Genomic DNA, 21722 nt, shown 5'->3' on the forward strand with positions numbered 1-21722 from the left:
ACCCTATATAAATATCAAGTAAAAATTTTTAAAATTTAATTTATTTATAAAATTACTATATATTTTAAGTGGTAGAAGTTTAAAAAACTAAAAATTCTAACGGAATACAATTTTTTTTTGAAAACGTACAAAATTAATAATTCAATACACATATTAACAAATCCATATTAAATCAATAAAAAACCCCACTCTTATAAGCAGGGTCGTTAATATTATTAAGAAATCATTAAACTAATTTCATCCACAAAACCTCATCAATCTTATCAACTTTTACCAAATTATTTTTAGTTAAAGTTTTCGATGCTTTGTCCCATTTCTTTCCGGACAATTGAGAACGGTTTTTAACTTCATTAAGTTCTAAAGGTTCTTCCTGAGAATTAAGGATTTCCAGAATTACTTTTTCATCCTCTCCCAACTCCACTTTTGGAACCACTTTCTCTGGTCTCATTTGAGGGAAGAAAAGAACTTCCTGAATGGAGGGATTATTGGTCAGGAACATGATCAATCTGTCCATTCCGATTCCTAATCCAGATGTTGGTGGCATTCCGTACTCCAAAGCTCTTAGGAAATCTTCGTCTATGAAACCTGTTGCTTCATCATCACCTTTTTCGGCTAATTTCAATTGTTCTTCGAAACGTTCCCTTTGGTCAATCGGGTCATTAAGCTCAGAATAAGCGTTTGCAATTTCTTTCCCGCAAACCATCAATTCGAAACGCTCGGTCAAACCTTCTTGTGTTCTGTGTTTTTTGGTCAAAGGCGACATTTCTACTGGATAATCTGTAATAAACGTTGGCTGGATGAAGTTGCCTTCACATTTCTCGCCGAAGATCTCGTCAATCAATTTTCCTTTACCCATTGTTTCATTCACGTCGATTCCGATAGATCTGGCGAAATCGAATAATTCTTGCTCAGATTTTCCAGTGATGTCGAAACCTGTATATTTCAAGATGGCTTCTGTCATAGAAACTCTTGGATAAGGCGCTTTCCAGCTGATGGTATGTTCTCCGAAAGTAGATTCCGAAGCGCCATTCACAGAAGTGGCACAGAATTCCAACAATTTCTCGGTGAAATCCATCATCCAGTTGTAATCTTTGTACGCCACATAGATTTCCATTGCGGTAAATTCCGGGTTGTGGGTTCTGTCCATTCCTTCATTTCTGAAGTTTTTCGAGAATTCATAAACACCGTCAAATCCACCAACGATCAATCTTTTCAAATATAATTCGTTTGCAATTCTAAGATATAATGGAATATCCAAAGCGTTGTGATGTGTGATAAAAGGTCTTGCCGCAGCACCACCAGGTATCGATTGAAGAATTGGTGTTTCTACCTCGAAATAACCAGCATCATTGAAGAAAGTTCTCATCGCATTGAACAATTTTGTTCTTTTTACGAAAATCTCTTTCACTTGAGGATTTACGATCAGATCGACATAACGCTGTCTGTAACGCAATTCAGCGTCATTGAAAGCATCGTGCACTACTCCATTTTCATCAGTTCTTGGCTGAGGAAGCGGACGAAGTGTTTTGGTCAAGATTTGAAAATTCGTCACCTTCACGGTCATCTCGCCAACTTGCGTGTTGAACAATTCACCTTCCACGCCGATGATGTCACCGATGTCTAGAAGATGTTTGTAAACCTCGTTGTATAAAGTTTTGTCTTCACCAGTACAGATCTCGTCTCGGTTAAAGTAAACCTGGATCTTGCCTTCGGAATCCTGCAATTCTGCAAAACTCGCCTTTCCCTGAATTCTTCTGGACATCAATCTTCCAGCAATCACCACCTTTTTCCCTTCTTGGAAATCCTGTTTTATAGAATTCGTGGAATCGGTGATTTTGTATTCAGCGGCCGGGAACGCATCGATTCCCAGGTCGGTCAGTTTTTGCAATTTTTCGCGACGGATAATTTCCTGTTCTGATAATGACATTTTAATTCAATTTTTTGGAATTGCAAAAATAGTGATTTTAAAATGTTTATGGAAGTTAAATTTTGGATGAACCACAAAAGACACAAAAGAAAGCTTTTGCGATTTTTTGAACGCAGAGTCCGCTAAGTTTTTTTTTAAATTATTGAAAACATTTTTAAGGTTCAAAAAGACGTAAAACTCATCAAAGATTTATAACAAATTTGTCATTCCGTAGGAATCTAGACCGCTGACATTGACTTCGCCGAACCACTTCGTTAGGTTTCCTGCGGAATGACAAATCGTGAAGTTTATTTTAACTTTCGATTATATGTTGAATCTGCAGCCCGACTTGAGTGGAAATCCTTTTTTGCGGCTGGAAATGCGATGGCAAAAAGATTGGGAACGGAAGGCGGATAAAGCTGCCCAAATAATTCTAAAACCAATCTCTCCTACTTTCTTTCGGGACAAATGTCCAAGCCAAAATCCGGCTGATTTTCTGACCTTGTGCCATATCGATGGTTTTGAAATCTGGGACATTCAGGTTTTTCAGCAAAGTTGTAAGTTGGTGGAGATTGTCTTTCTTAGAAACCAAAGTCGTGAACCACAAAACCTGAGACTTGAACTGGACACTTTCGTTTATCATTTTCTTGATGAAAGCTTCCTCGCCCCCTTCGCACCAAAGTTCGGATTGGTTTCCGCCGAAGTTGAGAATCGGTTTTTGAACTTTGTTGTTTCTGAGATTTTTGGTTTTTCTGCGATTGCCTTGCATTGCGTCTTCTGCAGATTCGTGGAAAGGAGGATTGCACATCGAGAATGCGAATTTGTCTTCGGATGACAATATATTTTTAAAGATAAAATTAGAATCTGGTTGGAATTTCAAATGAATATTTTCTGATAATTCAGAATTGCTGTCTAAAATTTTTTGAGCGTTTTCCAACGAATCTTTATTAATATCTGTTCCCAAGATTTTCCAACCGTATGAACTATTGGCAATCAAAGGATAAACGAGATTGGCACCGGTTCCAATATCCAAACCTTTCACTGAATTTCCAGCTGGAATTTCGCCATTTTCTTCTGCTAATAAATCCGCCAAATAATGAACGTAATCCGCACGACCAGGAATCGGCGGACAAAGATTACCTTCTGGAATATCCCAATTTTTGACATTGTAATATTTCAAAAGCAAAGCTTTGTTGAGTAATTTCACGGCTTGTGGAAGACTGAAATTAATCGTCAACGTATCGTAATCGTTTTTGAAAACGTAATGTTTGAGTTCGGGAACTGAGACAATCAATTCTTCGAAATCGTAGGAATTGCGGTGGATGTTTCTGGGATGGAGGCTGGATTTTTCAGTCATTATTTTTCTTTCTCTAATTTTTGGATTCCGGTTTTTACATCTGGGTGGCTCATAAATAGATTCCAAATCAAACCGGTTCTGTGATTTTCTATCATCACGGTCATTGGCGCTTGATTCAGTCCCAAAAAGATAGGCGAACACCAATTGTTGTTCAAATCAAATGAATCCCGGAATCCATATTCGCCCCAAAGGAAATCGCCGTAATTGAGGTAGAAATTCTTTAAAACCGCCATAGATTCGGTTGGTGTATAAGGAAAAGAGGCGATTGCTCCGGTTGGCGTCAACTTTCCTGTATCTTCTCTTTCTGTTGGTTCATCTGGATTGTAACCTTTTGGACCGTCAGAAGCAGTCAAGCCCCAACCATCTTTGCCGTAACCTTTCTGTTTTTTCGGATTTTCGACGCAATATAGATAATTAATTTTGGCAATGTTCTGATTGTTCTTGAAATAGTTGGTGTACCTGTCCGTCAAAGCGTGCGGGTCGTAGCCCATAAATGAATAATGCACAAAAAACAATGGTCCACCATTGTTGACACCAACATCCAACTTGATTCCGTAGTAGGAATTCCCATTGGTGTACATTGCGCCCTCGTTGGAATTCCCCCAGTCTTTTCTGTAATCCTGCGCAATTTTGTCCTGACTTGCCCAGCCGGAATAATATAGACTTGCAGGCACAGAATGCGTTGGAGAAGCGATTGCCATTAGATAAGTGACCATCGTTTCGTTCCAGCCAATCAAGTTATGATTGATAATCCAACCTTGGTCTGGTGACCAGTGCCAGTAGAGATATTTGCTGTCAGGTTTTTGGCGGAACCAATCCCACTCGATGCCTTTCCAGAATTTGTCGATTTTTGTTCTAATGTTTTTTTCCTCGGCGTTGTCTTTGTTAAAATATTGATGCGCTACCAATAATCCCTGAACAAAGAATGACGTTTCCACCAAATCAGCTCCATTATCTTTAGTTCCAAAAAAAGGTTCTGTCTTTCCCGTTTTTCCGTCGATGAAATGGGCGATTGCGCCGTGGTATTTGTCGGCTTTCTCTATGAAGTTGACGATTTTTGTAAAACGCTCCACTGATTCTTTTCTTGAAATAAATCCACGCTCCGTTCCTGCAATCAAAGCCATCACGCCAAATCCTGAGGCGCCAGTTGCAATCATATTTTCTCTTCCGTTTGTGTTTTCTTTTGAAAGTCCACTTCCGGTTTCTGCGCCGTCCCAATAATAATTGAATGAGGCTTCCTGAACCATCGTCATCAGTTCTTCATCGGTCATATTTTTGGTTTCAGTAGAGACAAATTCTGACAATTTTGATTCATTGAAAAGCTTGTCGAGGAAACTGATTTTGTAGGCATATTTCTTTCCGGTTTCGTTGGTGAAATCTGCAAATCTATCAATGTAGGCATCCTGGATTCCGACTGGTTTGAACTCTTTACCATTTTCGGAGCGGTAGATTTTGACATATCGGATATTGTCATTTGTTAGTGGATTCCATTTCAGGTCAACGTGTTTCATATAGCCTTTAGCTGATGAAATCGTAGGCGTTTCAGAAATGCTTTTCTTTTCTTTTGAATCGATGAAGGCAATATCATCCAGCCAGATTTTATTGTTTGATTCAGAATTTTCGGATTGAGAGAAAACGAGGGATTTTATTAATTTTGGATTGTCTTTCACAGAAGCATCAAGGTTTGAAATATCAATTAGAATATGTTCCCATTGATTCTTTTTGGTCAATTTGAAATTGATGGGTTTGGAGAAAGTTCCGTCTGTTTTTTGAAGTTTTAAAATTGGTAACACATTGGAATCGCTTTTTTCTGATTTGATCCAAAAACTTAGAAAATTACCTTTGTTGAAAAAATCTTTTCCTCTGACTTCCTCATATTCTATCGACGCTTCCCACTTTCCGTTTTTTGCATTTTTGTAATCCAACAAAAGAGAATTTCCCGGAGAATGGAATTCATTTTTATCTACCAATAATTTGGAATTCTGATTTTTGACAGAAGAATTTCCAGAAGATTTCACATTTCCATAAAAGAAATTGTCCTTCATCAGGCTGTTTGTGAACAAAGTATAATCGTATTGATGTTCCTGAGCGAAAATTGAGGCAGAAACAAAAAGAAGCGATTTAAAAATAATTTTCATAAAATGTAATTTTCTTAAAGTTAATCAAAATCTCGAAATGAGACATAAAAAAAGACAGCTGAAAACTGTCCTTATTTTTTTTATTGATTTCAAATTCTACTTTAAAGATAAAATATATTGCGCCATAAATTTCGCATTTTCCTTGCTGAATCCGTGCGCAGGCATCGGAACATTTCCCCAAACGCCAGAACTTCCATTAATGATCTGATCTGCAAGCAGCTCTACATTTTCAGGCGTGTTCTCATATTTTGCTGCAACCTCCTTATAAGACGGACCAATCAAGGTTTCGTTTACTTTGTGACAGCCGAGACAATCAGAACCTTCTATCAAAGATTTCCCTTCTGCGATCGGGTCTGCAACCACTTTTGGTTCTGGCACTTCTTCCTCAACAATAACATCTTTGTTGCCTGAGTTTTCGTTTTTGGAACAAGACAATAAGATTGCAAAAATCATCATTAACATTACCTTTCTCATAGTTTTCTATTATAATGACAAAGTTATTAATTAAGGAATTAAGATTGATTTTAAATTACTTTATAGTTTGATATAGAACTAAAATACTAATCGTTTTTATTTTAATATTTTTTGACTAATAATTTTGTTGTTTGTATGGATATTCATAAAATATTCGCCTTTAGAAAATTTGGACAAATCTGCCACACTTCCCCTACTTTCTAATATCAACTTTCCAGTAACATCATAAATTTCTATTTTATCTATTTTATTTTTCCCCTTGATTGTTACTACATCAACGACTGGATTTGGATATATTTTAATTTTTTCAATCTCAGTTTCGTTAGTTCCAGAAAGCGAATAATCATGTACCATAATTTCATCCAATTTCAATTCATAAGTTTTGTTAACCTCCTCGCTGTAGTGTCTGAAAACTACCTTAAAAGGATAGTTGTGATTATTGACAACAGATTCTACAAACTTAAAATCCTGTGAATAATCATTGCTTATAACCTCATCAAAAATAGGATATTCAGACCCTGTAAATATAGAATTCGCAGGAATGAGATATACTGCACAATGCGATTTGTTGCTGTTGACCCCATTATTTCCAATTTTAAAACTGACGGCGATATGACCACTTACAGGATAAAGAACCGGACTGACCATGACATCGTTTGTTTTTAATTGTAATGTTGATGATTTGGATGATGACACAGCGAAACCATCCGGAAAGGGATTGACGTTTTTTGAAAACTCCCAAGAAAAACCATCACCATCAAGATCCTTGATTTCCCAATTGGTAGTTGGAATTCCTGATGTGAAATTCTCGACTAGAAGAATTTGAGAATAAAAAATGCTTTGAGTAAAGAGAAAAATAATGAATAAGTAGTTTTTCTTCATAATAAGATTTTGTTTTATGGTTATTTTAATTCTCTTTATTAAATAAAGAACGAATTTAGCAATTTAAAGCAAAATAAACTTAATTTTAGATATTAATATGAATAAAATTTAACAAAAGCAACATACTATTATTTACTTAATAACATAATAATGAAAATGTTCAAACAAAAATGAATCATTATCTTTGCAGAATGGTAAAAATTGGCAACATAGAACTTCCTGATTTTCCGCTTTTACTGGCGCCGATGGAAGATGTAAGTGATCCACCTTTCAGAAAACTGTGCAAAATGCACGGCGCAGATTTGATGTATTCAGAATTCATTTCTTCGGAAGGCTTGATCCGTGATGCGATAAAGAGCCGCAAAAAGCTGGATATCTTCGATTATGAAAGACCTGTCGGGATTCAAATCTTTGGTGGTGATGAGGAAGCAATGGCAATGTCGGCAAGAATTGTGGAAACTGTGGAACCGGATATTGTTGATATCAATTATGGCTGTCCTGTAAAAAAAGTAGTCTGCAAAGGTGCAGGCGCAGGTGTTTTAAAAGACATTGATCTAATGGTTCGATTGACAAAAGCCGTGGTGAATTCCACCCATTTGCCTGTGACCGTGAAAACCAGATTGGGTTGGGACACAGATTCCATCAACATTGATGAAGTAGCCGAAAGATTACAGGATGTCGGCATCAAAGCTTTGACCATCCACGCCAGAACGCGTTCTCAGATGTACAAAGGTGAGGCTGATTGGGAACATATCTCCAGAATCAAAAACAATCCAAACATAGAAATTCCGATCTTTGGAAACGGCGACATCGATTCTCCGGAAAAAGCTTTGGAATATAAAAACAAATACAACTGCGACGGCATTATGATCGGTCGTGGTGCGATCGGCTATCCGTGGATCTTCAATGAGGTGAAACATTTCTTCGAGACTGGCGAGATCTTACCGGAACCAACGATTTCCGAAAGACTGGAAGCTGTGAAAAATCACGCCCTTTGGTCCGTGGAATGGAAAGGCGAACGACCCGGAATTGTGGAAATGAGACAGCATTACAGCAACTACTTCCGTGGAATTCCGCATTTCAAAGAATTTAAAACTAAGTTTCTTCAAGCATTGACACTTGAACAAATTGATGAGATCATCGAGGAGACCAAGCATTTCTATTTGGAAAATGCATTCTAATTTTCTTTAACCACAAAGGACACGAAGATTTTCACGAAGTTCACAATTAATTTTGATTTCGTGCACTTTATGAAAAACCCTGTGTCCTTTGTGGTTAAAATTCTATTAAATTAGAAAAAATATTTTATCGGAATTTCTGTAACTTTTAGCAGTTCGCCATCAACTTATTAAATCTCAAAAAAATAAAAATGAAAAAACTAATTCTTGTCTCTGTTTTGGCAATGGGGTTCTCCAAAGCTCAGTTCTTCGAATCGCCGGAGAAATTTACCAAAACGGATTCCTTAAAAGGTTCTAATACCAAATTCAGAAACTTTTGGGACGTGAAAAAATACGACATCGTTCTTGAAGCCGACTTTGATAAAAAAAGCATCAAAGGAAGCAACAAAATCAGTATCGAAATTGAAAAAAATGTAACCAATCCTACTTTTCAAATCGACCTTCAAAATCCAATGAAGGCAGAAAAAATCAAAGCAAACTTTCCAATTGTAGAGCAAAGAGTTGATGGTGATTTTATATATCTTCACACAAAAAGAAGTTTTAAGAAAGGAGAAAAATTTGTGATTGATATCGACTTTTCCGGAAATCCTGTGATTGCAAAACGTGCACCCTGGGATGGCGGATGGATCTTTACCAAAGACAAAAACGGAAATCCGTGGATGACCATTGCGGACGAAGGAATTGGTGCAAGCATCTGGTTGCCGACGAAAGATATTTGGAGTGACGAACCGGATAATGGAATTACATTCAAAATAATTACCGCGAAAGATCTTGTAGGAATTGCTGGTGGAAGATTAATTAAAGAAGAAAATATTGGCGATAAAAAAGCGTGGACGTGGGAGACAAAAAATCCCATTAATGCTTATTCTATCATCCCTTCTATCGGAAAATATGTCAATTTCAAAGACAACTATGCTGGTGAGAAAGGAAAACTGGACTTGGATTACTGGGTTTTGGATTATAATCTAGACAAAGCAAAGAAACAATTCGAACAAGTGAAGCCAATGATGAAATCTTTTGAACACTGGTTCGGGCCGTATCCTTTTTACGAAGACTCTTACAAATTGGTAGAGTCGCCGCATCTAGGAATGGAGCATCAGAGTAATGTAGCTTATGGAAATCATTATGGGAACGGATATCTTGGAAGTGATATTTCGGGAACAGGAATTGGGATGAGATTCGATTACATTATCATTCATGAGTCAGGACACGAATGGTTTGCCAATAATATAACAGCGAAAGATCAGGCTGATATGTGGGTTCACGAGGCTTTCACAGACTATTCCGAAACACTCTATGTCGAAAGTCTTTGGGGAAAAGCTGATGCTGATACATACTTGCAAGGCTTGAGAGACAAAATCCAAAATGACAAGCCAATCATCGGACAGTACGGTGTGAGAAATGAAGGCAGCGGCGATATGTACTTTAAAGGTGCGAATATGCTTCATACAATCCGTACAGTTATTAATGATGACGAGAAGTTCAGACAAATTCTAAGAGGACTTAATAAAGATTTTTATCATCAAACGGTGACCACAGAACAGGTTGAAAAATATTTTATTGATAAATCCGGAATCGATTTGTCTTCCATTTTTAATCAATATTTGAGAACTGTGAAAATCCCAACTTTGGAATATAAACAAAACGGAAATCAACTGACTTACAAATGGACCAACGTGATTCCGAATTTGAAATTCCCAATCAGACTGGAAGACGGACAGGAGCTGAAACCAACGGAAAAATCACAGACTGTCACTTTAAAATCTGACAAGCCGGTTGAATTCAACAAAAATTACTATATCTTTTACAACAAGTAATCGATCATCAAAATATTTAATTAAAACCATTTCAAACTATATTTGGAATGGTTTTATATTTAACACAAATCAAATATTCAAAAAGAAATTATGAGAAACAAATTCATTTTCTGGGGAATCATTGTATTAATAGTCACCTGGACGACAGCTTTGCTCATAAAAGCACACTACTGGATTCCGATTCTTCTTACATTTTTGTACATCTTAGGAATCTACAATACTTATCAGACAAAACATGCGATTCTTAGGAACTTCCCTGTTTTAGGATACTTCCGTTATATCTTCGAGGAGATTTCGCCTGAGATTCAACAATATTTTATAGAAAGGGAAACAGACGGAAAACCATTTCCAAGACACCAGAGATCTGCCGCTTACCGACGCTCGAAAAACGTTGGTGACACTGTACCTTTTGGAACTCAATTGGAAATCAACCACAGAAAATATGAAGGCATCAAACATTCCATCTACGCCAAACATCCTAAAGAAGAACTTCCGAGAGTAACTGTTGGCGGACAGGATTGCAAACAGCCTTACAATGCTTCCCTATTCAATATTTCTGCAATGAGTTTCGGAGCTCTAAGTGATCGTGCGCAAATGGCTTTGAACCGAGGCGCGAAGAAGGGAAATTTCTATCACAACACAGGCGAAGGCGGGATCTCTCCGCATCATTTGGAAGGCGGTGATCTTTGCTGGCAAATTGGTACCGGATATTTTGGCTGTCGTGATGAAAGTGGAAATTTCAATCCCGACTTGTTCGAAAAATACGCGAATCTTGAGAACGTCAAAATGATCGAAATCAAACTATCTCAAGGTGCAAAACCAGGTCACGGTGGTGTTTTGCCAGGCGTAAAGAACACTCCGGAAATTGCAAAAATCCGACACGTAAAACCTGGAGTTACAATCCTTTCGCCACCATCTCACAGCGCATTCTCTAATGCTGAAGGTTTGCTGAGATTTGTACAGCAACTTCGTGATTTGTCTGGTGGAAAACCAACTGGTTTCAAGCTTTGCATTGGAGATACCAAGGAATTCGAAGAGATTTGCGAACAGATGAACATTCTAAAAATCTATCCTGATTTCATTACTGTTGATGGCGCAGAAGGCGGAACAGGAGCAGCACCACCTGAATTTTCGGATGGTGTTGGTATGCCTTTGGAACCGGCCTTGATTTTTGTGAATAGAACTTTGATCAATTATGAAGTGAGAGATAAATTAAGAATCATTGCCAGCGGAAAAGTTTTAACGTCACTCGACATATTGAGAGCGGTCGCAATGGGTGCTGATCTTTGTAATAATGCCAGAGGTTTTATGTTTTCTTTAGGCTGCATCCAGGCTTTGAGATGTAATACCAATACTTGCCCAACAGGTGTTGCCACACAAGACAAAATGCTGATAAAAGGTTTGGATACGAATGATAAAACAGAACGTGTTTATCAATTTCATAAAAATACCTTGCACACTTGCAATGAGTTGATTGCAGCAGCAGGGAGAGAAACTTATGATCAGGTAGATGCATCTATGTTTATGAGAGGTGATGAATTTGAACATTTGTCAGACACTTATTTTCCGGATATTTTGGAGAATGTAAGAAGGAGATAATTCTTATTTCTATGTTGCTTAAAAACAAAGACCTATTCAGATTTGAGTAGGTCTTTTTAGAAAATTCTTTTCCATTTCGTAAAGAAATGAAGTTCTTATGGTTATAGAATAGATCAAAATTAAAAAATCTGCTATCTAATTACAAAATACAGTGGTGGACATTGGGTGGACAAATCATTTTACAATTAACCAATTCTGAATATCAATTATTTACAAATCAAAAACTTAATTATTATAAAAATGTAATTCACAATTTAAGTGATGGAATCTAGGTTTTTTGTAATTTGCATAAACATAAACCATTATTTGAAGCATATTTATATTTTCACTTTTCTATTTTTCTTCTTCGGGGACTTTTTCTCGCAGCAGATTGTCATTAATGAAAATCTGGATCAAAAGAAAAAAATAGAGTCTGTTATTCTTCAAAACAAAAACTTCGGAAAAGATACACTTGCACTCAAGGCATTTCTGTCGCCTCTTCTAAAATCTCCTGACAAAGATCTACAAGCCGTGTACTACAATCTTCTTGCTAGTGGTTTTGCTTCTGCAAATGAAGGCTTGAATACCAATAGCAATCGATATTTTTCCAAATCTTTGGCGTTATCAAAGGTCAAAGAAAATCATGGACTGGAAATTTGGGCATTGGTCAATTATGCTTTTTATCTGTATGATTACAAAAAAACTTCGGAAGCACTACAAGTCTATTTGGATGCTGATAACAAAATCAGGAATATAGAAAACACCGAGATTATTCTGCCCAGCGATTGTTTCAAAAAGATTGGCTTTTTTATGGGAACAATTGGCGATACCAACGAAGCAATTGATTATCTAAAAAAAGCGGAACAATTTGCACAGCCTGATTCGAAGGAGTTGGCAGCAATACAGGATAATATCGGATTTTATTCCCTCCAGCTTAATGAATTTGATAATGCTAAAAAGTATTTTTCTAAGGCTGCCACACTTTCAAAAAAAATCAATGACCAAATCCGCTATGCAAAAGTTCTGGGAAATCTAGGTTTGCTGGAATTCAAAAAAGGAAATCTGGAAAGAGCCACTCAACTTTTGGATCAAGATCTTGCACTTTCTAAAAAACTTAGCAGTGATTACAATACCAACTACGCCAGAATATTATTAAGCAGAATTCTCATCGAGAAAAATCAAATCTCTAAAGCCAAAAAATTGTTGACGGAAGCAGGAAAATTTGCTGGTTCCAAAGTTCATCTCAAAAAAGATGTCTTCGAAATTGAACTCCTGAACTTGAAGATTGCTCAGCAGGAAAATGATACGCAGCAGGAATTAATTTCATTAAGAAAACTCAACGAACTGGAAGAACAACTGACAAATGGAGACAGCGAAAAGAATCTGGAACGCAGCAATATCTTGGCACAGAAAGAACGCTACGCCAGCAAATTAAGTCTTGCCAATGCACAATTCGAAAAGGAACAGCTGAAAAACAAAGCCATTATTGTGGTTTCGGTTCTATTATTTTTCATCATCATTTTGTTGATTATTTTCAACCAGAAACAGCTTAAAATCAGAAAAGACAGATATGATAAAACTGTTTTAAAACTAGAATTGGAAAAAGTGAAATCTGAACAGAAACTCTCCGAAACCAGCAAAACACTGTCTTCTTACAGCACATATCTCACAGAAAAGAATGAACAAATAGAGCTTCTGAACAAAGAACTTTCGAAGATAAAAAATTCATCTTCCTCATTCATCGAAAAAGAAAAACAACAGTTGCAAAAACTTTTGGATTCTCACCTGATGACGGATGAAAATTGGATGAATTTCAAAAACGCTTTCCAAGGCGAATACCCGGACTATTTCAAAACTCTGATGACGGAATTCTCTGATCTCACAGAATCGAATCTGCGGATCATCACATTGATGAAATTGGGATTGTCCAACCAAGAAATCTCATCGTTACTCGGAATTACTATTGAAGCAGTGAAAAAGTCCAAGCAGAGATTGAAGAAAAGATTTGGTGAGAAATATGAAGATTTGTTTTTGGGGAATTAATCTATAACTTTCTCTTTTTTTGGAATTTTGAATAATAGAATCAATGCCCAAATCTGCAAAACTGTCTGTAAAATATTAATGATTCCGACCACAGTATTGTTTTCCAAATCTTGAATTACAAACGGAATCCCCACGATTCCCAAAAATAAAATTACCGCAAGTAAGAACTTAATCCATTCCGTTCCTTTGCTAATAAGATAACCAATTCCAAAAACGAAACCGACAGAAATTAAAGCTGTAAATATCTTCAGTCCATTGTCTAAAGTATCATACATCCAAATTACATTTCCAATTCCAAGTGCTCCCGAGAGATAAATTAAATCTGCTGCTTTTTTATAATTTGGATGGATTTGGGATTCCTGATTACTTTCATTCATCAATAATAATTTTAAAGGTCAAATATAATATTACCGCAAACAAAAAACCAGTAAATAATTACTGGTTTTGATATTTATTAATAGAATTTACTCCCACTCTATCGTCGCAGGTGGTTTTGAACTGATGTCATAAGCTACTCTGTTGATTCCACGAACTTCGTTGATAATCCTGCTGGAAACCGTATCCAAAAACTCATAAGGCAATCTGCTCCAAGTTGCAGTCATAAAGTCGATGGTGTTTGCAGAACGAACAACCGCTGTATATTCGTAAGTTCTCTCATCGCCCATTACGCCAACAGATTTTACTGGAAGCAAAACCACGAACGCTTGAGACACTTTTTCGTAAAGGTCATTTTTGTACAATTCCTCGATGAAAATATCGTCTGCTTCTTGCAGAATTCTTACTTTTTCTGCATCCACTTCTCCAAGAACACGAATTCCCAAACCTGGTCCTGGAAACGGATGTCTGTAAACTAACTCGTGTGGAATACCCAATTCCTCTCCTACTTTTCTCACCTCATCTTTGAACAATTCTCTCAATGGTTCCAACAATTCGAATTCCATTTCTTCTGGCAATCCACCAACGTTGTGATGCGATTTGATCACTGCTGAAGGTCCTTTCACAGACTGAGATTCGATGACATCTGGATAGATGGTTCCTTGTGCTAGGAATTTGGCGCCTTCAATTTTTTTGGATTCTTCGTCGAAAACGTGAACGAACTCGTTGCCGATGATCTTTCTTTTTTGTTCTGGATCTCCAACGCCAGCCAATTTGGATAAGAATCTTTCGGAAGCTTCTACCAACTTGATGTTCATATGGAAATGCTTACCGTAATTTTCCATTACCTTTTTGTCTTCATCTTTTCTCAAAAGTCCAGTGTCAACGAAGATGCAATTCAGTTGGTCACCGATGGCTTTATGAATTAGAACTGCAGCAACAGAAGAATCCACACCTCCGGAAAGTCCTAAAATCACTTTGTTGTCGCCAACTTTTTCCTTGATTTCTGCAACCGTTTTTTCAATGTAATTGGTCAGTTTCCAGTTCTTATCCGCTTTACAGATCTCGAAAACAAAATTCTCAATCATCTTTCCACCTTCCTCAGAATGAGAAACTTCAGGGTGAAATTGAACACCATATATTTTCTTTTCAGGATTAGAAATCGAAGCAATAACGCCAGATTTTGCATTGAGTTCAAAACCTGCTGGCAATTGGGAAACTTCATCGAAGTGGCTCATCCAAACGATGGAATTTTGGTAAACACCTTTCAGTAGATCATTTTCTTTTACGATTTCCAAATGTGCTTTTCCATACTCGCCTTTTTCGCCTTTCGCCACTTTACCGCCCAAAAGATGTGCGGTCAATTGCATTCCGTAGCAGATTCCAAGAACTGGAATTCCTTGTTCGTAGATTTCTTTTTCTACCAAATGGGCGTTCTCTGCATTCACAGAACTTGGTCCGCCAGAAAGGATGATCCCTCTTGGTTTTTTCTCAAGGATTTCTGACAATGGCGTGTTGAAAGGTAATATTTCTGAATAGACTTCCATCTCACGGATCCTTCTTCCGATGAGTTGATTGTATTGGGAACCAAAGTCTAAAATGATAATTCCGTTGTGCATATAGTTGTTGTAATATTTTTAAAATTTTGCGTAAATAAATGTTCTTTTGAATGGATAGAAGACCGGCGAACCTGGAAGCACTTTTTTAAGTTCTGCCTTGTAATCCGCTTTGTAGTTTTCTCTCAATCCTTCTGGTAATTTTTCTAAAAAAGGGATGATGGCTGTTCCGGAAGCCCATTCGAAAACGGCATCTGAATTTTCCATCACGTGTGGATAGACTTTCTCAAACACATTGATGTCTTTTCCGTTGTTGTCATATAAGATCTTCGCGTACTCATCGATTTTCAAAACTGGATATTCTCTGACCCAAGCTTTGAATTCTTTTTTGTAAGGTTCTATTTCTGCTACTTTCGATAGCAATTGATGAACGATAAAATTATGATTGGAAGGCACCTGAACTGCCAATTGTCCACCTTCATTTAGTTTTGAAATGAGGTCTGGAAAAAGTTCCTGATGTTCTGTGCACCATTGCAAACTGGCGTTGGCGATGATGAGATCAAATTTTTCATCCAACTCCAATTGTTCTTCGACGCTTCTTTGGAAGAATTTCAAATTTTCCGTGGAATGTTTTTCTGCCTTCTCCAACATCTCGGCTGATGAATCGATTCCAGTAATGTTTGGATTTTCCAGATAACCAAAAATCCCCGAAGTCAGTTCGCCTGTTCCGCAACCTAGATCGATGACAGACAAATTCGGTTTTGAATCTACGAGATTCAAAAGGTCAAAAAAGGGCGCTGAGCGTTCTGTTTTGAATTGGTCGTATGTTTCCGGATTCCAGGGCATCTTTTTATGGTTGATGGTTGATAGTTGATAGTTGATAGTTGATAGTGAAGTTAATTCTTATTTTTTTAACGCAAAGTCCGCAAGATTTTTTGAACTTGTTGAAAAAATTTTAAGGTTCGCAAAGACACTTCGACAAGCTCAGTATAAACTACAAACTCATCAAAGCTTTCAACCACTTAATTCTATAATTTTTAATATCTGTAAATGTTCTATTGATTGACAAAACTTCAATTTTTGTAGAGACCCATAGCCCCGATTGACTCTCCTTTTTTTATTTTTTTTTGAATCGTCGAATCTCGTGCCTCGATTTGCAACGGCATCCTTTTTTTGTTTTTGGGTCAATTTCTTTTTGATGACCAAACGTCGTAATAAAAAAAGATATAGTGGAAAGCGGGATCAAGCTCCTAAAAAAAAGAGACGTTAGTTGCCCAACATCTCTTTATATTTTAAAATTTCGCAATATCGTCTCGATAAAAGGCGTAGTCGAACTGAACCGGAACGGCGTCTTCGTACACTTTTTTGCGTGCCTCGTCATATGTGTCTCCCAAAGCCACGATGTTCAACACGCGTCCGCCTGTGGAAACCACTCTGCTTCCTCTGTAATCTGCGCCAGCATAGAGAACTTTGCTGTTTTTCACTTTTTCTACACCTGTGATCTCGTAGCCTGTCTCGTGGTTTTTTGGATAACCGCCAGAGCAAACGACCAAGCACACTGCTTTTTTGTCTTTGAACTTCAGATCCAATTCTTTTCCATTAAGACAATCCTCGATGACATCTACCAAATTGTTTTCCAAAAGTGGCAAAAGCACCTGCGTTTCCGGATCGCCCAATCTCATATTGTACTCTAGAAGGTAAGTTCCGTTTTTGGTGATCATCAATCCGAAAAAGATAAATCCTTTGAAGTTAAGGCCTTCTTTTTTAAGACCTTCCACGGTTGGATTCATAATATTCTGGATGAAATCCTGATTGTGAGCGTCTGTAAATTCCGGGCTTGGTGCCACAGAACCCATTCCGCCAGTGTTTGGCCCTTTGTCCCCGTTTCCAGCTTTCTTATAATCTTTTGCTGAAACGAAAGGGAATATCTCCTCACCGTTTGACACTCCGATAATTGAAGCTTCAAAACCTTGAAGAAATTCCTCAATTACTACCTGTATCCCTGCGTCTCCGAAAATCCTTTTGATCATAAAATCGTGGATCGTACCTTCTGCTTCTTCCAGATCCTCAGCGATCACAACGCCTTTTCCACCAGCAAGTCCACTCGCTTTGATCACGATAGGAAATTCCTGTGTCTGCAAATATTCTTTGGCTTCTACATAAGAGTCAAAAATAACGGCTTTCGCTGTTTTGATGCCATAGGTCTGCATAAACTTCTTGGAGAAAGACTTGCTTCCTTCCAATGACGCAGCTTTCTTAGTTGGACCAAAAACTTTGAGATCAACTTTTTTGAATTCGTCAACAATCCCTTCCACCAAAGGTGCCTCTGGGCCAACAATCGTTAGATCGACTTTGTTTTTGATGGCAAAATCTCTCAATGCCAATATATCGGTTTCGTTGATATTTTCTCCTAATTTTTCGGTAGTGGCGTTTCCGGGCGCAAAGAACATTTTTGTAATCTTGCTATCTTCACTCAGCTTCAATGCTAAAGCCGAAGCACGGCCACCATTGCCTACAATAAGTAATCTCATTTGTTTCAGTTTAACTTTTTAAAGTGTCAAATTTAAGATTTTTTGAGGACAAATCTTATACCGAGTTTGAGGTATTTTTCTTAAAAAAATATAAAGTTTGGATTACTCTGGCAATTGCATCGGAACTTCCATCAACAAAACTTCTGAATCCTTGATGGCTTCCAAGACAAAACTTTCTGTGTCCCAAATTCCGAATCCGTCTCTTTCATTCAAAACCTGATCTCCAATTTTTGCAGAACCTTTGATGACAAAAGCGTAAACGCCGTTACCAGATCTGTTGATTTTATATTCTTTGGAAAAACCGTTTTCAAACTTTGCCAAATTGAACCAAGCATCTTGATGGATCCAAACGCCTGCGTCATCTGCATTTGGTGACAAGATCTGCTGAAAGTCATTCTTAACAGAATTTTCTTCGATGCTCACTTGGTCGTATCTCGGTGTGACGTCGATTTTGTTTGGGATGATCCAAATCTGAAGAAACTTCACAGGTTGTTCCGTTGCATTTTCTTCGCTGTGCATAATTCCCGTTCCTGCAGACATTACCTGGATGTCGCCATTTTTGATAATGCCAGAATTGCCCATATTGTCACCGTGACGCAACTCGCCTTCCAGAGGAATGGAGATGATCTCCATATCGCGGTGCGGATGTCTTCCGAATCCCATTCCACCTTGAACAAAATCGTCATTCAAAACGCGAAGGACGCCGAAGTTCATTCTTTCCTGATTTTGATAACCTGCAAAACTGAAGGTATGTTTGCTTTTCAACCAACCGTGGTCTGCGTTTCCTCTGCTGTCTGATTTATGATAAACTGTTTTCATTTTTTTAATGATTTAATTTGTTAGACTTTTTTATTGACACAAATTTCCAGCTTTCAAAATCCTTGCGCATTGATGTACGATAAGAACGGAAAACTCCGACCATTGCCGGAGTTTTCTTTTTATTAAAATTAAATCAACATATTAAGGACATCGGGATTATCATTGAGGTAAGATTCAAAATAACCGAGTTCTTGCATTCTTTCTTTCAAACAGTCAAAGTCCAAAGGATTTGAAAGCTCGATTCCGACGATTGCCAAAGCGGTTTCCCGTGAGTTTTTCTTGGTATATTCGAAATGCGTGATGTCGTCGTTTGAGCCAAGGACATTGAGGACAAAATCTTTCAAAGAACCAGGTCGTTGCGGGAATTTGACCATAAAATAGTGTTTTAAACCATTGTACAGCAAAGCGCGCTCTTTGATTTCCTCCATTCTCGTAATGTCATTGTTACTTCCGCTGACAATGCAAACCACATTTTTCCCTTTGATTTGATTTCGATATTGTTCCAAAGCAGAAATAGACAATGCTCCCGCTGGCTCCAACACAATTGCATCTTTATTATACAATTGCAAAATCGTTTCACAAATCTTTCCTTCATCCACAGAAATACAATCTTCCAGCGCAGTTTTACAAATCTCAAAAGTCAAATCGCCAACTCTTTTCACCGCCGCTCCGTCCACAAAACTATCAACTTCCGATAATTCTGTATTGATATTATTTTCAATTGATAATCTCATCGAAGGTGCACCTTTTGGTTCTACTCCAATCAACTGAGTTTCTTTTGAAAGTTCCTTGAAGACCGTTGATATTCCTGAAGCCAAACCGCCGCCTCCAATTGGAATGAAGATGAAATCGATATTCTCTTTTTGCTGTTCCAAAATTTCCAAAGCCAAAGTCGCCTGACCTTCAATAATCTGAACGTCATCAAATGGATGAATGAAAGCGGCTCCCGAAGTTTCTGCAAATTCAAAAGCTGCAGTTTTTGAAGCATCAAAAGTATCGCCAACCAATCTGATTTCAGCGTAATTGCCGCCAAACATTTCGACCTGTTCAAGCTTCTGTTTCGGTGTGGTGACCGGCATAAAAATCGTTCCTTTGATTTGAAGTTGCTTGCAGGAAAAAGCCACACCTTGCGCGTGATTTCCCGCACTGGCGCAGACAATGCCTTGAGAAACTTTGCCTTCGTTAAAAAGCGTTTTGATTTTGTTGTAAGCACCTCGCAATTTGTACGACCTTACAGGTTGCAAATCTTCTCTTTTAAGGAAAATATTGGCTCCAAATTTTTCTGACAATCTCGCACTGTATTGCAACGGCGTGTAATTCACGACATTTTCTATACTTTTCCGGGCTTCTTTTACCGCTTCCAGAGTTGGAAATATGAGCGTTTCGTTCATCTTCATTTATATTACAGATTCTTTGATTTTGGTTTTTATTTTTGTGGTTCCATTTTCCAGAACGAGTTTGTGGCTGAGTTTTTTTGGCAATTGTGATTCAAAATGTCCGACGTAAATCAACGATTGTCCCTGACTTGCCAAATCATCAATCACCTGATTGAAATATTTCGTCTGTTCATTGTCCATTCCCTGACAAGGCTCATCCAGAATCAGGAGTTTTGGTTTTTTAATCAATGTCCTTGCGAGTAAAACCAGACGTTGTTTTCCGAGTGGTAACGTGTTTAACTTTTTGTTTTTATCGTCCTTCAAATCGAAGAAATACAGAATCTGTTCTAACTGTTGCTGTTGGTCAAAACTCAGTTTCTGATACAAACTCATCGAATCGAAAAAACCTGAAGCAATCGTTTGTCCGACGTTCGCATTCATATCGAAATACCAGTGCAACTCGGGCGAAATCATTCCGATTTTTTCCTTAATGTCCCAGATACTTTCGCCACTTCCCCGCTTTTGTCCGAAAAGATAAATTTCATTGGCATAAGCCTGCGGATGGTCGCCATTCAGTAAACTCAACAAGGTTGATTTTCCAGAACCATTATGACCTTGTAACAGCCATTGTTCGCCGGAATTCACTTCCCAATCGATGTTCTTCAGGACTTGTTTTTCGCCGTAGGAAATATTGATATTTTCTAATTTGATTAAGTTTTCTCCCTGATTTTCTTTGTTGTTTTGAAGAAAAAAAGGAAGCGATTTTGGTGTTCTTTCTTCGCCTTTAGAAAAGTCTTTTGGCGAATTTCTTTGAACTAATTTCCCATTTTCTATCTCAACAAAATATTGAACGTTTTCGGGATATTCGTCATCATTAGTAATTAAAATCAGTGTGACATTTTCTTTGATTAAATCATCAAACGCCTGATTCAAAAACTTTCTTGATTTGACATCCAAACCTGTGTACGGCTGGTCGATAATCAGAACTTGAGGTTTCAGCCAAAGTGCTTTCAGCAATTGCAACTTTTTATGTTCGCCACTGGAAAGTTCTATCAGTTGTTGATTTTTGAAATTCTCAAATACAAATGATTCTAAATATGATTCTAATATTCCGAAATCCAAGTTTTCTTCTTTTGCGAAATGATTGAGTTCTGCGGAAACATTTATAGTATCATTTTTTACTTGTTGATTATACCGCTGTTGGTAGTAAAAATTTCGGTCGCCTTCCAGATTGCTGAACTGAAACCAGTTGGAAACGTACAGAACTTTTTTTGTCAACTTCGATGTTTCATCAAAACTGACTTTCACTCTTCCTTCGAAATTTTTGATTTCGCCGGAAATGATTTTGGCTAAAGTTGTTTTTCCGCTTCCACTCAAACCGCCAAGCATCCAACATTCGCCGGAAGATATTTCCCAGTCGAAATCTTTCAGTACGATTTGGTTACCGTACTGAAAGTTTAGATTTGAAATTTGGATGATTGGGGTTGACATCTTATTTTTTTAATCAATTTTGAACACAAAGTGCACAAAGGTTTTTTATAATCTTATTGAAAATATTTTAAGGTTCACAAAGGCGTAAAACTCATCAAAGATTTTAATAGTCAGTTTGAATTTAGGAACAAACTTTATTTTATGACAAATCCCATAGCCCCGATTGCAACGGCATCCTTTTGTGATGAGGAACGAAGAGCA

The 21722-nt window shown here is 37.5% G+C and carries 16 protein-coding genes; 4 read left to right on the plus strand and 12 right to left on the minus strand.

The window, feature by feature from the left end; all coding sequences use genetic code 11:
- Positions 1 to 226: 226 nt before the first annotated feature.
- The 5 genes from lysS to PQ459_16055 all read right to left on the minus strand — a co-directional run bounded on the left by lysS (position 227) and on the right by PQ459_16055 (position 6757).
- Complete coding sequence (gene lysS, locus PQ459_16035; GenBank protein ID WDF46399.1) at positions 227 to 1927, minus strand: lysine--tRNA ligase; 1701 nt, start codon at positions 1925 to 1927, stop codon at positions 227 to 229.
- A gap of 412 nt (positions 1928 to 2339) precedes the next feature.
- Positions 2340 to 3263 carry a 23S rRNA (adenine(1618)-N(6))-methyltransferase RlmF gene (rlmF, locus tag PQ459_16040; protein ID WDF46400.1) on the minus strand — a complete coding sequence of 308 codons (924 nt, stop codon included), beginning with the start codon at positions 3261 to 3263 and terminating at the stop codon, positions 2340 to 2342.
- Entirely contained in the window at positions 3263 to 5401 is a 2139-nt protein-coding gene (locus PQ459_16045) for a glucoamylase family protein (protein ID WDF46401.1), read from the minus strand. Before PQ459_16045 ends, rlmF begins: the two co-directional genes overlap by 1 nt.
- Before the next feature lie 96 nt (positions 5402 to 5497).
- Positions 5498 to 5875: a cytochrome C gene (locus tag PQ459_16050; protein ID WDF46402.1), complete on the minus strand. Its 378-nt coding sequence runs from the start codon at positions 5873 to 5875 to the stop codon at positions 5498 to 5500.
- A 96-nt stretch (positions 5876 to 5971) separates the two neighbouring features.
- Positions 5972 to 6757 (minus strand): T9SS type A sorting domain-containing protein, encoded by a 786-nt coding sequence (locus PQ459_16055; GenBank protein ID WDF46403.1) that lies wholly within the window; start codon positions 6755 to 6757, stop codon positions 5972 to 5974.
- 191 nt (positions 6758 to 6948) lie between these two features.
- Here PQ459_16055 and dusB point away from each other — a divergent pair, with 191 nt between their 5' ends.
- From dusB to PQ459_16075, 4 genes are all read left to right on the plus strand, one after another.
- On the plus strand, positions 6949 to 7938 hold the full coding sequence (gene dusB / locus PQ459_16060; protein WDF48736.1) for a tRNA dihydrouridine synthase DusB: 990 nt from the start codon (positions 6949 to 6951) through the stop codon (positions 7936 to 7938).
- A gap of 188 nt (positions 7939 to 8126) precedes the next feature.
- Positions 8127 to 9752, plus strand: a complete 1626-nt coding sequence (locus PQ459_16065; protein ID WDF46404.1) for a M1 family metallopeptidase — start codon at positions 8127 to 8129, stop codon at positions 9750 to 9752.
- Positions 9753 to 9842: 90 nt separating this feature from the next.
- A complete protein-coding gene (locus tag PQ459_16070; GenBank protein ID WDF46405.1) occupies positions 9843 to 11351 on the plus strand; it encodes an FMN-binding glutamate synthase family protein in 1509 nt (502 codons plus the stop codon).
- 306 nt (positions 11352 to 11657) lie between these two features.
- A complete protein-coding gene (locus tag PQ459_16075; GenBank protein ID WDF46406.1) occupies positions 11658 to 13373 on the plus strand; it encodes a hypothetical protein in 1716 nt (571 codons plus the stop codon).
- Here the strand turns inward: PQ459_16075 and PQ459_16080 are convergent.
- From PQ459_16080 to PQ459_16110, 7 genes are all read right to left on the minus strand, one after another.
- Positions 13370 to 13750, minus strand: coding sequence for a hypothetical protein (locus PQ459_16080; GenBank protein ID WDF46407.1), 381 nt, complete (start codon positions 13748 to 13750; stop codon positions 13370 to 13372). The two genes, PQ459_16075 and PQ459_16080, sit on opposite strands and share 4 nt — an antisense overlap.
- 87 nt (positions 13751 to 13837) lie before the next feature.
- On the minus strand, positions 13838 to 15367 hold the full coding sequence (guaA, locus tag PQ459_16085) for a glutamine-hydrolyzing GMP synthase (protein WDF46408.1): 1530 nt from the start codon (positions 15365 to 15367) through the stop codon (positions 13838 to 13840).
- Between the two features lie 18 nt (positions 15368 to 15385).
- A complete protein-coding gene (locus PQ459_16090; GenBank protein WDF46409.1) occupies positions 15386 to 16150 on the minus strand; it encodes a methyltransferase domain-containing protein in 765 nt (254 codons plus the stop codon).
- A gap of 446 nt (positions 16151 to 16596) precedes the next feature.
- Positions 16597 to 17835 (minus strand): phosphoribosylamine--glycine ligase, encoded by a 1239-nt coding sequence (gene purD, locus PQ459_16095; protein WDF46410.1) that lies wholly within the window; start codon positions 17833 to 17835, stop codon positions 16597 to 16599.
- A gap of 102 nt (positions 17836 to 17937) precedes the next feature.
- A complete protein-coding gene (locus PQ459_16100; protein WDF46411.1) occupies positions 17938 to 18654 on the minus strand; it encodes a pirin family protein in 717 nt (238 codons plus the stop codon).
- 128 nt (positions 18655 to 18782) lie between these two features.
- Complete coding sequence (gene ilvA, locus PQ459_16105) at positions 18783 to 20051, minus strand: threonine ammonia-lyase IlvA (protein WDF46412.1); 1269 nt, start codon at positions 20049 to 20051, stop codon at positions 18783 to 18785.
- Entirely contained in the window at positions 20052 to 21521 is a 1470-nt protein-coding gene (locus PQ459_16110) for an ATP-binding cassette domain-containing protein (protein WDF46413.1), read from the minus strand.
- Positions 21522 to 21722: the final 201 nt, after the last annotated feature.

Origin of the sequence: Chryseobacterium sp. KACC 21268 (assembly GCA_028736075.1) — a bacterium.
Lineage (GTDB): Bacteria > Bacteroidota > Bacteroidia > Flavobacteriales > Weeksellaceae > Epilithonimonas.